The 14,126-nt window shown below is 35.7% G+C and carries 10 protein-coding genes and 1 riboswitch; of the genes, 7 read left to right on the top strand and 3 right to left on the bottom strand.

The features are described from left to right. Positions 1-25 precede the first annotated feature (25 nt). A complete protein-coding gene (locus LPC09_RS22045) occupies positions 26-1,684 on the bottom strand; it encodes a methyl-accepting chemotaxis protein (protein WP_231308298.1) in 1,659 nt (552 codons plus the stop codon). Positions 1,685-2,015: 331 nt separating this feature from the next. Here LPC09_RS22045 and LPC09_RS22040 point away from each other — a divergent pair, with 331 nt between their 5' ends. Then, on the top strand, positions 2,016-4,307 hold the full coding sequence (locus LPC09_RS22040; protein ID WP_231308297.1) for a sensor domain-containing protein: 2,292 nt from the start codon (positions 2,016-2,018) through the stop codon (positions 4,305-4,307). Positions 4,308-4,416: 109 nt separating this feature from the next. On the opposite strand, the gene LPC09_RS22035 is transcribed toward LPC09_RS22040, so the two are convergent. Together LPC09_RS22035 and LPC09_RS22030 are read right to left on the bottom strand one after the other, a co-directional pair. After that, the gene (locus LPC09_RS22035) at positions 4,417-5,874 is read right to left on the bottom strand and encodes an IS1182 family transposase (RefSeq protein WP_231308296.1); all 1,458 of its coding nucleotides are present in this window, start codon (positions 5,872-5,874) and stop codon (positions 4,417-4,419) included. 242 nt (positions 5,875-6,116) lie between these two features. Next, positions 6,117-6,398: a bh protein gene (locus tag LPC09_RS22030; RefSeq protein WP_231308295.1), complete on the bottom strand. Its 282-nt coding sequence runs from the start codon at positions 6,396-6,398 to the stop codon at positions 6,117-6,119. A gap of 181 nt (positions 6,399-6,579) precedes the next feature. On the opposite strand from LPC09_RS22030, the gene LPC09_RS22025 reads away from it, so the two are divergent. The 6 genes from LPC09_RS22025 to LPC09_RS22000 all read left to right on the top strand — a co-directional run bounded on the left by LPC09_RS22025 (position 6,580) and on the right by LPC09_RS22000 (position 14,125). Next, on the top strand, positions 6,580-7,404 hold the full coding sequence (locus LPC09_RS22025; RefSeq protein ID WP_231308294.1) for a pyruvate, water dikinase regulatory protein: 825 nt from the start codon (positions 6,580-6,582) through the stop codon (positions 7,402-7,404). A 129-nt stretch (positions 7,405-7,533) separates the two neighbouring features. Further along, a riboswitch (cyclic di-GMP riboswitch) is annotated at positions 7,534-7,616 on the top strand. Positions 7,617-7,747: 131 nt separating this feature from the next. After that, positions 7,748-8,725 (top strand): HD-GYP domain-containing protein, encoded by a 978-nt coding sequence (locus LPC09_RS22020; protein ID WP_098797153.1) that lies wholly within the window; start codon positions 7,748-7,750, stop codon positions 8,723-8,725. 226 nt (positions 8,726-8,951) lie between these two features. After that, positions 8,952-9,527: a hypothetical protein gene (locus LPC09_RS22015; RefSeq protein ID WP_098797154.1), complete on the top strand. Its 576-nt coding sequence runs from the start codon at positions 8,952-8,954 to the stop codon at positions 9,525-9,527. A gap of 274 nt (positions 9,528-9,801) precedes the next feature. Then, complete coding sequence (locus LPC09_RS22010; protein WP_442920002.1) at positions 9,802-11,241, top strand: PTS mannitol transporter subunit IIBC; 1,440 nt, start codon at positions 9,802-9,804, stop codon at positions 11,239-11,241. A gap of 341 nt (positions 11,242-11,582) precedes the next feature. Further along, positions 11,583-13,694, top strand: a complete 2,112-nt coding sequence (locus LPC09_RS22005; protein ID WP_176551061.1) for a BglG family transcription antiterminator — start codon at positions 11,583-11,585, stop codon at positions 13,692-13,694. After that, on the top strand, positions 13,694-14,125 hold the full coding sequence (locus LPC09_RS22000) for a PTS mannitol transporter subunit IIA (RefSeq protein ID WP_098797157.1): 432 nt from the start codon (positions 13,694-13,696) through the stop codon (positions 14,123-14,125). Before LPC09_RS22005 ends, LPC09_RS22000 begins: the two co-directional genes overlap by 1 nt. The last annotated feature ends 1 nt before the right edge of the window (position 14,126 follow it).

Here is a 14,126-nt window from a genome sequence, read left to right as displayed (position 1 = left end):
AGTAGAGAGATGATCTCTTTAATATTTATGCTTTAAACTTCTTAATCACTTTATTTAAATTTTGTGCCATTTCACTTAATCCTTCAGCTGATGAAGAGACTTCTTCCATTGTGGCGTTTTGTTCCTCAGTAGAGGCAGCAACGTTTTGGATACTTACTGAGGATTGTTCGACTATATCTCTGGCTTCTTTCATTCCTTCTGTAACTATTTGTGTATTTGAGTGAATTTGATTTACAATAGCAGCCACTTCATGTGATTCAGCTGCTACCTGTTGGATCGCTCCAAGAATGTTTTTGAATGAGTCACCGGTTTGACTTACTAGCTTTAACCCTTCATTTACAACATCTGTTCCATTATTCATAGATCTTACCGCTTTTTCGGATTCTTCTTGTATTTCTTCTATGAGTTGACGAATTTGACCTGCTGCATCTGCGGATTGCACAGCCAACTTTCGAACCTCATCGGCAACGACAGCAAATCCTTTTCCTTGTTCACCCGCACGAGCTGCTTCGATTGCAGCATTTAAAGCAAGTAAGTCGGTTTGACTTGCAACCTTGGTTATTAATTCGATTATATGGCCAATTTCCTTAGACTTATTACTTAGTGTATGAACAACTTCAGCAGACTCCATTGCAGAATCCTGCACCAATCTCATTTGATTAATTGTTTTATTAACTACATCGTTACCCAGTGTTGCTTTTTCATTTGCCACAATAGTTAAATTCGCTACAGACTGAATGGATTCAGTTACTTTATTCATTCCTTTTGTAATTTTTTCAGCACTTTCAACTGATTGAATAACTGTGCTAACTTGTTTTTCAGCGCCTGCTGCAACCTCTTGCATCCCAAGAGTAATGTGTTGTGTTGCCAGATTCGTTGCATCGGCACTTGCAGATAACTCTTCAGAAGTTACCGAAACCTGGTGTGCGTTCAAGCGTACCTCATCAATTAGTTGTTGAAGATTTTGCTTCATGATATTAAAGGAATTTGCCAACTCACTGATTTCATCGCTATTTTTTACACTTATGTCTTCTTGTGTTAAGTCACCTGAAGCAATTCTTTTAGCTCCTTCTACTAATAAAGAAATAGGGCGAGTAATCATGCCGGACATGAACATGCCGATTAAGATGGCTAGAATCAGAGAAATGAGGCTCCATACTAGCATCATGTTTTTAACAGAAGATACCATTTTCGTATTTGCCTTTGTTTCAGTTTTCATCTCTTTTGTTTGTATTTCAACGATTCTATTTGCTGCTTCTTCGATTTGTATCGCTAATGGAATAATCTCTTCTCCAACAAGTTTGTTTGCTTGCTCTTCTTGAACCTGTTCTATAATTTGTTCCTTTAAGGAAGTGATAGTAGTTAAAAGTTCCTTGGCTTCTTCATCTTGTATATCTGCTTCAATGCTGTTTATCTGTTCGGTTATCTGATCAAGAGAATTTTCAAGAAACTCCATATTTTCTGTTCCTTCAGATTGCATATCTTTCAAGCTCGCAATGGAGCGAGATGCGTAGAGTTGTATATCTTTAATGCTTGTTAAATTAGTAGTTTGCTGCTCAACTAATTGCGAATAAGAGTTGTTGATATTATGAATCTGATAGTAAGATAGCGCACTCACCATCCCGATTAGAATAGCGAGTAGTAAAAAGCCGGACATTAATTTCTTTCGAATTGTAATCTTCATATGTAGTTCTCCTTTATGCATTAGCAAATAATGACTATATCTAAGGTTGTATTTTCTAGGGCTCTATTATTACGGAAGAACCTTAAAGGAACCTTAAAGGAACCTTAAAGGTTAATTTGAAGTGTCGACAAAATTCGGGAAGTGACAGGCACCACAAAACTCAATTTTTCTTGAATTTTCCTTCATTATTAGCACAAAGATGTCGATAAAAAGAGTGGAAGATTCTTTTAAAACTAGATGGTGACTAACTTAGTTTGTTTTGTTTTATGTCAGTAATAGATCAAGAAGGATATCTAGAATGTTTAACATAACGGTTTTTAGGGGAATTGACATGAATTTATTTTTTTATTTTCATATTTTTGATATTTCAGTCGTTGCTATATTGGCTATTTTGACGTGTAAGCTGGGGTTTGAATATAGTACAAAAATTAAGCGAGTAACAGATAAAAAAGAAATGAAGAAGAAGTTACTTCTTTTTTCTTTTGTAGTTGGTCTTGGTTTTTGGTCAATCTATACGTATGCATGCTTATCGCTGGATGTACCGATTGTCGCTGAGACAAATTACATATTATTACTACTCGTATTTTTACTATGTTTTCTTGGTGCCTATTTTACGTTATATATGGCAAAGGCTAAGGAATTCAAATGGTGGAAGTATATTATTTCAAGTATTGTCGTTTCCATGATGTTTATTGGAATTACAACAATTGGTTATTGGTGGACATTTCGTGAGTTAATCTACTTTAAGCCCGTTTCGTTTAGCATCTCTTGTCTAATCATAGTTACTTGTATTTTTAAACTTATGAAGTTTTTAAGGCAGATAACAAATGAAGATGAAGAAGTGGTTAAGAAGAGTTGGTTGAATATTGGTGCTATTTTATGTGGGATCTCAATAAGTGGAATCCCTTATCTGCTATTAACATCACTGCTTGATTTCAAAGGTGTTTTACAGTATGAATACAAAGGCTATACCTATTTACTTCCATATTTATATCCAATGCTCTCGAACACTTTATTAATGATACTCCCGGATATTATTTCAGATCGAATGTTGTCAACGACGACAGTTAAATATAAATCTCTTTTCAGCCATAACCCGAATGCTGTTTTTTCTGTTGATTTAAAAGGGAAAATAATGGATGTAAATAAAGAAACATTAAAGTTGGTAGGGTACAGTCGAGAAGAATTAATTGGGAAAGAGCTTTTTTCACTTTTACAACCTAATTTAGATAAACAAGCAATTATCAAGAAAGTAAAATCAGGTAGCATTGAAGATGTTGAAACGGTCATCGTGACAAAAGATCAACGAGCAGTTGATATTAAGATTACAACAATGAGGATCGTTATTAATAATGAAACAATCGGGTATTACGGGATTGCCAAGGATATTACTGAGGAAAAAAAGGCAAAACAAATGATTCATAAGCTGGCTTTTTACGATGAGCTAACAGGTCTATACAATAGAAGAAAGCTAATGGAGATATTAAACCTATGGGCAGCAAACGGTGAAGAGTTTCATATTTTATTATTGGATTTTGATCGTTTTAAACGAATAAATGATAGCTTTGGACATAGCTTCGGTGATTCTTTATTAAAAGAAATTGCTCTCAAGCTTAAACACGTTACAGGGAAAAAAGGTGTTGTCGGAAGGCTTGGAGGAGACGAGTTTCTCATTATGATTCCTTTGACAGAAACTCAAGACGGATATTTAGAGGAACTTGTTGATTGCTTTAGAAAGCCATTGAATGTTGAAGGAGTAGACGTGATATCAACTGCAAGTGTTGGTATCTCCACGCATCCACATCATTCAACTAATATTACGGAGTTAATGAAGTACGCGGATATTGCTATGTACCATACAAAAGAAAATGGATCAAATGGATATTCGTTTTTTTCAGAAAGTATGTTGGAAAATAAATTTAAAAACATTGCCATTGAAAATGAGCTACGCTATGCAATCGATCATAATCAAATATCAGTTTATCTACAGCCGAAATATAATATGGTCAATGGAGAGTTAATTGGAGCAGAATCACTTGCTAGATGGAACCACTGTACTCAGGGTATGATTGCTCCAAATATATTTATCCCTTTGGCTGAGGAAATTGGGGAAATTGATCGGCTGGAAAAGAATATGATTAAAGAGGTATGTGGCATACTTTCAAACTGGAAGAAGAAAGGGAAAAGAATTCATCAAACCTCTATTAATATATCTTTACCTACGTTACTACATGATGGTTTTATAAATTTTGTTTCTCATACACTTGTTGAAAACAAATTAGACGGCACTTTTTTGGAGTTTGAAATAACAGAGAGAATTGTGATGAAATATGAGGTTGAGGTAAATAGTCGACTTCAACAATTACGTAATATGGGCATTGAAATAAGCATAGATGACTTTGGAACTGGATATAGTTCACTTAGTTACTTGTACAAGCTAGAAGTGGACCGGTTGAAGATTGATAAGATGTTTGTTGATCAATGTGTGGGAAATTCAGAGGTTGTCTCAACCATTATTTCGATGGCAAAGGCACTAGGATTACAGGTGATTGCTGAAGGTGTTGAGGACGAAGACCAAATAAGAATTCTGAAAAAACTAGGTTGTATCGAGGGAGGCCACTGAAAATCTGACGATTTTAAAGATTATTCATGTGAGTTTAAAAAGAGCCGACTTTTTTTCCTTTTTTAGGAATTAAAGTCGGCTCTTTCTTTGCATTAGCCACATATTTTCTCTAATTTTCCCCTAGTAGCTTTAGAATTCTTTTAATGTTTACCGTAAATATAGCCATGGCGCCTTGCAACTCCATGCTAATTAGACCCGAGGATTTTGCCACATTATACCCGTGTCTGTGTTTTAATTCACTATTTTTCGCTTCAATTTTATAACGCTCTTTAGACTTTTCCTTAAAATATACACTTTTCTGGAATTGTGCTTGGGATGAATGTTGTTCAGACTTAAGGGAAACAGAATATGTTTTACTTTTGGCTCCCTCTTTGTAGCACCCTTCTCTGAAAGGACATCTCTTGCATTTTTCAACATTAAAATAGTAGGTATCAACTTGGTTTTTGCCTACTCCTTTTTTACCTTGCCTAGCTTTCCGTACAGCCATATGCCCTGCCTTGCAGACATACATGCCCGCATCCTTATTGAATTCAAATTCATCCTCTTTTTTTCGGGTACCCTGAGTTATGGAAGGATTTAATTTTGAGACCAGTTTAATTCCATTTTCCTTACTATATTGAATGTTGTCTTTCTCAGAATACGCAGTATCCCCAATAACCGTTTCAATTTCCATTCCTGCATCTATACTTTTCTCAACAAGTGTCTGTAGCTCTTTTCCATCATTTTTTTCTCCGGTTGTAATCGTTGCGGCTGTAATAATTCGCTCTTCACTCATCGCCAGATGAGTTTTATAGCCAAAGAATGATGAGTCAGCTGCTTTGTGTCCGACTTTGGCATCTAGATCATTCATGGACTGTAGCTGTTCGATATCATCTGCAACGGCTTCTTTCAGGAGATTAAGATGTTCCTTGACTTTTGGATACTCTAAAAGGCTTTCTTCCTTTTCAATCACTTCAATGAGCTCTTGGGAATAAGTAATCTCATCTTCAAGTAGATCATTGTTTGGCTTTACGGGGAATTTCTTCTTCATACTCTCGTTAATTTTATAAATTGCTTTTCTGAGGTTTTTGGAGCGCTCCATTAGTATTTCTTTTGGAGTCATTTGATTATATCTCGCCTTTGTATGGGTGGCATCTACAATAATGGACTTGCTTTTAATAATCTCTTTCTCAATGGCAATCTCCACTGTCTTATTGATAAGCATGTCTAATAAGTTCATGTCTTTTAACCTAAGCTTACGAAACTTTGTCAAAGAACTTGAATCAATAACGGCTTCCTCCGGAGCCATATCCAAAAAATATTTGAAGGACATATCATATTTTGAACGCTCGATAATATCAACATCTGAAACATCATGAATGGTTTTCAAAAACAAATATTTAAACATGCGAATAGGATCTATCGCATTCCGCCCATTATCTAGACAATATTTATCCTTTAATTCTTCGTAAATAAAAGAAAAGTCAATTAGATCCTTAATTCTTCGTAACATATTATCCTGAGGAACGACGATATCATATAGAGCCACATATGGACTAAACATCATTGTTTGTTGTTTTTGTATCATTGGAAACCACCCACTTATATTTATAATTTTAATTATAAAGTAAAAAAGGTAGAAAAGTTCACCTAAGTGAATCTTTCTACCTTTTACTTGGACTTTTTCAGTGGCCTCGTATCGAGGCCCAAGGATTTTACTTTTCGAGGCCTGTACCACATGGGGAATTTGAAGAGTTGTTGGATGAATACTCTACTGCTGACTTTTAAAGTTGGTAGTAGAGTATTCTTTTTATAAAAGAGTATGAGTGCTTACCCCTTATTATCTCTATACAACTTAAACACCTTCCGAGTTTCATTCAAGTACCGCATAAGTCGATATGGTTTACTTAGTATTCGAATCGGCAGGCTTGCTAGTAATTTACTTAAATCTTCTTTATACTCCTGAGTGATTCTCACTGGCTTTGTGGAAATCCGCTCATACACTTCTTTTTGAAATTCTTTAACAAGATTCATTTTTAACGCTTGTGTACGATGACATTCTTCACATTGAATTCCGTTTATTTTGCTATTAATGTTGTTTCTTACTGTCACCACCCGATATTTGTAGAGTTTCGTCGATTTCAAAGGTTTCGAGTATCGTTAACAGAAAAGTAGATTTTACTAACAAATGATGAAATTTTCTGGAGTAAGAGTAAGCATTATACTACCTTTAGGCAAGATGAATGTGGTAATGTTTCAGAAGATAATAAGTTCAAAGAATAGGTGATTATAAGTGTATGAAAAAGAAATTGTCTATGTTCTTTCTGATTCGGTGGGTGATACAGCAGAGCTGTTGGTCAAAACAGTTGCTGCCCAATTTATCGGAACAGAGTTTAACATTAAAACAATCTCCTATATAGAAAATAAGGAAGAAATAAATGATCTGATTGCTCTCGCGAAGCTAAGCAACGCTATCATTGCCTATACACTCTTTACTCCACTATTTAAAAAGCATCTTGATCATAAAGCGAATGAAGAAGATGTTACGGTGATTGACTTAATAGGTCCACTATTGGAGACATTTGCAACTAAGCTAAATAAACAACCGGTACAAAAACCAAGTATAATAGAAGTACCTGATAACTCCTATTTTCGTAGAATTGAAGCCATTGAATTTGCTGTGCAATATGACGATGGAAAGGATATGCGTGGAATCAAGGAGGCGGATATCGTTCTCATCGGTGTTTCAAGAACTTTAAAGACACCATTGTCGATGTATTTGGCTAATAAAATGGTTAAGGTAGCAAATATCCCATTAGTCCCTGAGGTTTCTCCTCCTGAAGAACTTTTTAAGTTGTCAGAAGGAAAATGTATTGGGTTAACGATGTCACCTGAGAAACTAAGAGAAATAAGGGGAGAAAGATTGAAGCACTTAGGGTTATCTCCGGATTCAAGTTATGCGAAAATTGAACGGATTAAGGAAGAATTACAATTCGCTGAAACAGTAATGGTTAACCTTGGATGTCCAACTATAGATCTTTCCATAATGGCAATAGAAGAAGCGGCAGAGTGGATCATCGGTAGCATGTCACATAAGGTCGAGATAAAATCAAGCTAAGTAAAGAATCCCTTAAAACTCATTTAGGGGTTTTTTGTATCTCTTCTTAGAATTCATTGGAAGAAATTAAAGCTATTAATAAACGTAAATCTCATGGTATATTTGTTAATAAACGAAAACAACAACCTTATATAATAAAGGCAAATTCATTGAAAAATGGAGACGCAAAGTCACAGACCTAAGGAGAAATCTATGGTGGCTGGATTGCTGATGAGTGGAAGAGCTTTGTACAGCAATCCTCCGTGTTTATCGGTGGATTTTTTGTTATTTTTCAATAGCCAAACGTAGTTGAGACTTGAAAAAGTTTTTGATTTCAAAGAAAGATAGCAACAAGGAGGATATCATGAGATTTATTGATATAGAGGATTACAACCCACAGGCCATGCAATTGGCAATGCCTGTTTATGATCGGATGAGACGGATCCTTTTAGCAGCAGGACGTACAATTCATCCTAACTATTTGGAACGTATTAAAGAAATTGGAGTAACAACTCTTGTGGTAGAAGATGCTGAGTCATTTGGAATTACATTGGATGAAATGCTGGACATGCCAACTTGGATGGATATAATTGCTGTTGTGCAAGAAGCATTTGAAGATGTGAAAAAAGGAAAAAGATTAAATGTTGTAGCTATTCAAAAAGCTGCCATGACTCTTATCCATGAAGTAAATGCTCTTAAAACGATCATTTTAATTCCAACAACCTCTATTTCAGAAGGATTGGAGAAATATGCTCACTCTGTAAACGTAGCATTGTTATGTTTACAAATATCAAAGCAAATGAGTTATTCTCCTGTTCAGTTAAGAGATCTTGCCATAGGGGCGTTGCTGCATGATATCGGAAAGGCTGTAACAGATCAAGAAGCAGAACATCCTGCAAAAGGCTTTGAGGTGATTAAGGAAAGTCGCGAAATTAGTTTACTATCTGCTCATGTTGCTTTTCAACATCATGAGCTATTAAATGGAAAAGGCTATCCTAGGGGACTTAAGGACAAAGAAGTATTAGAATTTCCGCAAATTTGTGGGATAGCAAACTTGTATGATCGTATGCTTTCAAATCAAAAACTGCCTCCACATGAAGCGTTAGAATTGATTATGACAAAAAGTGATGATGAATATTCTCACAAAGTAGTTCAGGCATTTGTGAACAGTGTTCCTTCTTATCTACCAGGTACAAAAGTGGAGCTCTATACAGGTGAGCAGGCGATTGTGATAGGAATAAAAACTCATTTACAACGACCAGTTATTCGCTTTTTAGAAAGTGGAAAAGAATTGAATCTTGCAGAAAATCCTTCGGTTTTAATATCAAAAGTTATTAATTAGTGGAAAAGCCCAGAGTCAAACGTAGACTCTGGGCTTTTTTGGCTTACAAAAATGATATAACGCAAGAAAGAGAGGGATTGTTTCATAAAAACAAGAAAGTTCAAAAAGAGATGAAGATTTTGTTAACAATGTAAATGATTGGATATATAGGTATTTTCATATAATATACTAGGGCGAAAGGAGGGTAGAAAAATTTATTTGAAAATTTTTAGGAGGAATGTTGAGTGTGGAAGTAAACGTAAATAATAACCTAAGGATCATGAAGAGAACTAGAAAAAGCAGAAAATTAGATGTGTTTGTTATTATTTTTTCTTTCTTAGTTATTGGGGGTGCAGTATATCTTACTAGCGGCAATACTGGTGGAAGTGCCCCAACAGGCTTTGAGAGGATCGAAGAGTTGACGGTTGAGGAAACAATGAACAGAGCAAACCTAGATATTCCTGAGCTAAAAGAACTTCCATTTACACCAAGTAAAGAAGAAGGCACCTTACTTATCACGAAATTTGGTGGTAATCAGGAACATCATCGGGTAGAGTTACATTTTATCAACGAAGAAACAAATGAGGAATTATATTATATTGCTTCTCAGAAAGAACAGGACTTATTAGAGTATGAGCAGTTACAAGTGGAAGAAATGGAGCTTGCTAATAAAAGAATGGGAAAATATGCTGAATTGGATATTGGAGAAGGCATAGAGTGTTTGGAAAATGGAGCTGTGTATGGACTATATCATCATATGTTAAAAGGTCAGGAACCATTAGGAGCTGATGTGATGGTTGAAATGGCTAATTCTTTAAAGTAATTCACATGAAAATGAATGCGTTTTCAAAGGAGTGGATCTGATAAATTCCCATCAGGTTCATTCCTTTTTAAATGAAGAAAATTTTAAAAAAGTTAATAGAATAAAGTGTTTTCGACAATATTAGCTATTGACAAACCAATAACAACTCTTTCCAAAATTAATTCTGTCAACATTGTGTCAGACAAAATATAGTTTAGTTTAAATTGTTTTGTTGTTGTAATCGCTTTATTATTAAAACAAGAAAGTACACATATTACAAAGAGGTGACAATATAATGGAAACGACTCAAAACAAGGGCGATTTTCGTGTTAAAGTTCAACGTTTTGGTAGTTATTTAAGTGGCATGATTATGCCAAATATAGGTGCATTTATTGCATGGGGTATTATTACAGCTTTATTCATTCCTACAGGTTGGGTACCAAATGAAACATTAGGGGCTTTAGTTGGTCCAATGATCACATATCTTCTTCCACTATTAATTGGTTACACTGGTGGTAAGATGATCTATGACGTACGTGGTGGTGTCGTTGGTGCGACAGCTACAATGGGGGTTATCGTTGGTGCGGATATCCCGATGTTTTTAGGTGCAATGGTTATGGGTCCACTTGGTGGATATTTAATCAAAAAGGTTGATGGACTATTTAAAGATCGAGTTCGTCAAGGCTTTGAAATGTTAGTAAACAACTTTACAGCTGGAATTTTAGGTGCCATTTTAACGATTATTGCCTTACTAGGTATTGGTCCAGTTGTTGAAGGGTTAAACAAAGTATTAGCAGGTGCGGTTCAAGGTATTTTTGATGCAGGCTTACTTCCATTAGCAAGTATTTTCATTGAGCCGGCAAAAGTTTTATTCCTTAACAATGCAATTAACCACGGTATTTTAAGTCCGATTGGTATTGAGCAAGCAGCAAGTGCTGGTAAATCTGTTTTATTCTTACTTGAATCAAACCCTGGTCCTGGTTTAGGTATTCTTTTAGCTTATATGTTCTTTGGCAGAGGTTCAGCGAAACAAACAGCTCCTGGTGCAGTGATTATTCACTTCCTTGGTGGTATTCATGAGATTTACTTCCCGTATATCTTAATGAAGCCTATGTTACTTCTTGCAGCAATCGCTGGTGGAATTAGTGGTGTATTCACATTCACAGTTTTCAACGCAGGTCTAGTAGCAAGTCCATCTCCAGGTAGTATTATTGCATTACTTGCAATGACGCCAAAAGGTGGCTACGTAGGAGTTCTTCTTGGTGTAATTGTAGCAGCAGCAGTATCTTTCTTAGTTGCATCACTTATCTTGAAAACAAGTAAGCAAAAAGATGAAGACTTAACAGCAGCTACTGAAAAAATGGAAGCAATGAAAGGTAAAAAGAGCTCTGTAAGTGGTAACTTAACAGGTGCTGAAGTAACAACTGAAGCAACTTCAACTGAAGAGTTTGATTTTGGCAATGTGAAAAAAGTCATCTTCGCATGTGACGCAGGAATGGGTTCAAGTGCGATGGGTGCCTCAATTTTAAGAAATAAAGTAAAAAAAGCAGACATTGAAGGTGTTGACGTAACGAACACATCTATCAATAACATCCCAGCTGATGCAGACATCGTTATTTCTCACAAAGACTTAACAGATCGTGCAAAAGCGAAGTTGCCAACTGCTTATCACGTATCAGTTGATAATTTCTTAAACAGTCCGAAATATGATGAGATTGTTGAAAAGTTAAAATAATTAGGGAGGATGCGATTACTTTGGGTAGCGCATCCTTTTTATACTTTTAGGTGTGAAATGTTGGGGGGGCGGCGCGGAAGTTATCGGGAATTGTCTAATCGAAGATCAATTTTGATAATCGAAGATAAACATTCATAAACCGCAGATAAGCAGCATTTTTGAAGCAGTATGCAGGAATATGAAGTTGGGCAAGGTACATATAAAACAAGCATTTATTCACTAATTAAATAATGTCATCATCATACCTGAAAAAATTGCTTTTTCTATCTTTTGAAACTACATACTAGCTACATTTATAATTAAACTATGTCAATAACTCATGTTGAAACGAGTTGATGAGAATGATTGTTTCCGCTAGGGAGCGCCTTATTCTTCAATATTTAATTGAAGAAGCAAATCAGGAAGTGACGATTAAGGAGCTTGCTGACATAATTGATGTAAGTGAAAGAACAATACATAGAGATCTGAATAATATTGAGTCTGTGTTACAAGACTTCAAACTCCAGTTGGTAAAGCGAGCTGGAATTGGAATTAAAATTACTGGAGATGAAAGTTGTCTTCATGAATTAAGAGTTTCAATTCAAAAGCAGGATTATAAGGAATACACACCTGACGAGCGAATGATGGTTGCACTTTGTACATTATTAGATCATCAGGAGCCAATAAAACTTCAATCATTGGCGAACGATCTTGGAGTGACAACGGCAACAATCAGTCATGATCTTGATAAATTAGAGCCATTTGTGCAGGAATATGGATTGAACTTAATTCGAAGAAGAGGTTATGGAATAGAGATAACCGGAGCGGAAGAAGCAAAGCGTAAGGCAATCACTAGCTTGATTTCTAACCGGTTTGATGTTCCTGACTTTTTACGAATGGTTCGAGAAAATATTGAAAGAAAATCTACGAATAAAATTGATTCCATTTCAGAGCGACTGCTAGGTCTCGTTCAAAAAGAAAAACTTATAATAATAGAAAATCTAATTAATACGATTAATTCACGCTTGCCATATCCATTAGCCGATAGCTCCTATGTTGGATTAGTTGTACACCTTGCACTTGCGATTGAACGAATTCAACGTGGTGAAAACATTACGATAAAACGCGAATATCTCGATCAACTGAAGGAATCCCGTGAGTTTGCTTTTGCGAATGAAATTGCGATGAAGCTTGAAGAAACCTTTAATATTGATATCCCTGAAGATGAAAAAGGGTATATTACGATGCATCTAAGGGGGGCAAAGCTTCGATTTGAAGGTAAGATGGATATCCAGAATGAAAATGTCGAGATTGCCTATCTTGTGCAAAGATTGATTGAGCAGGTTGAAAAGCTTACAGGCAAGGGGTTAAAGCATGATCAGTCTCTATTTCAAGGCTTGCTAGCCCATCTTCAGCCCGCAATTTATCGGCTAAAACAGGGGATGAAAATTACTAATCCACTTCTTCAAGAAATTAAGCGAGACTATCAAGAGCTTTTTCGCGTTGTTCAAAAAGCTGTAAGTGTAAGTCTTCCGTTTGAAAAGGTGCCTGATGAAGAGATTGGATATTTAGTTTTGCACTTTGGGGCAGCCCTAAATAAACGAAAAACCGTGAAAAAATTAAAGGCATTAATTATTTGCTCAAGTGGTATAGGAACATCAAAGATGCTTGCCACACAGATTAACAATCAATTTCCGCATATTGCGGAGCTTAAGAACATATCTGCATTTGAATTGAGAGATATTAATGTTAGTGAGTATGATCTGATTCTTTCTACCATTCCTATAGAAGACATTTCAAGTGATTATTTGCTTGTTAGCCCAATACTAACAACAGATGAATTAAATAAAATAAAAGATTATATTGAAGAGAAAGGTTTAGAAATAGCAACAAGTCCAAGTTTTTATGAGGAATTGAAAGACGAGGAAGAGCTAACATTAACCTTTGATCAGTATCAACAGTTTACGAGAAAGTCACACATTTTACTAAAACTTTTAGAGGAATTAGAAGTTTTTGAAATGAAAAATACAGAACATCTAAGGTCAATCCTGGTACCTGTTAGTGAGAGGTTAAAAGAAAAAGGGTTCGTTCATAATGAGAACGATATTGTGGAAGCTTTGCTACTGCGAGAACATGTTGGTGGGCTAGCGATACCTGAAACAAACCTAGCTTTATTTCATGCCAGAAGCGAGACAGTTGTCCGACCAGGCTTTCATGTTCTTAACCTCCATCTCCCGGTCATGTTACGGGCGATGGACAATGAAATGCTCGAGGTTTCAAGAATTCTTTTACTCATTGCGCCTGAACATGCAGATGCTGAGGATTTGGAGATTATGAGCTTTATCAGTGCAAGCATTATTGAATCACAAGAAAGTATTACCATGTTTGAAACGGCTGCGAAAAGTAGTCTTATTCAATATATTAGTCAAAAATATTTTACAAACTTTGTTCAAAACCTAAGGAGTGTTCATTAATGAGTATTTTAAACCAAGAAAATATCATATTAAATCAACAATATAGCGATAAAACAGAGGCAATTAAAGCAACAGGTCAGATCTTAGTAGACAAAGGGTATGTAGAGCCTGCTTATATCGAAGCCATGTTACAAAGAGAAGAATTATCTTCAACGTTCATGGGTAACTTTGTTGCCATTCCACACGGAACAGAAGAAGCAAAATCAGCTGTTCTTAACTCAGGTTTATCTGTTATTCAAGTACCTGGTGGGGTTGACTTCGGCAATGGTAACACAGTAAAACTTCTAATCGGAATCGCAGGTAAAGGCGACGAGCACTTAGACATTCTTTCTAAAATTGCCATTGTTCTTTCTGAGGAAGAAAATGTTGAAAAACTTGTTCAAGCACAAACGAAAGAGGAAATCATTCAACTTCTTAGCGAGGTGAACTAAC

The sequence above is a fragment of the Metabacillus sp. B2-18 genome (assembly GCF_021117275.1).
Taxonomy (GTDB): Bacteria; Bacillota; Bacilli; order Bacillales; family Bacillaceae; genus Metabacillus.
This window is presented reverse-complemented; position numbering and strand designations above follow the sequence as displayed.

Bases quoted from the DNA above. Each gene is read 5' to 3' on its own strand.
- LPC09_RS22010 (WP_442920002.1), top strand. From the start codon at position 9,802: ATGGAAACGACTCAAAACAAGGGCGATTTTCGTGTTAAAGTTCAACGT.
- LPC09_RS22020 (WP_098797153.1), top strand. From the start codon at position 7,748: ATGAGATTTATTGATATAGAGGATTACAACCCACAGGCCATGCAATTG.
- LPC09_RS22045 (WP_231308298.1), bottom strand. From the start codon at position 1,684: ATGAAGATTACAATTCGAAAGAAATTAATGTCCGGCTTTTTACTACTC.
- LPC09_RS22040 (WP_231308297.1), top strand. From the start codon at position 2,016: ATGAATTTATTTTTTTATTTTCATATTTTTGATATTTCAGTCGTTGCT.
- LPC09_RS22035 (WP_231308296.1), bottom strand. From the start codon at position 5,874: ATGATACAAAAACAACAAACAATGATGTTTAGTCCATATGTGGCTCTA.
- LPC09_RS22005 (WP_176551061.1), top strand. From the start codon at position 11,583: ATGATTGTTTCCGCTAGGGAGCGCCTTATTCTTCAATATTTAATTGAA.
- LPC09_RS22000 (WP_098797157.1), top strand. From the start codon at position 13,694: ATGAGTATTTTAAACCAAGAAAATATCATATTAAATCAACAATATAGC.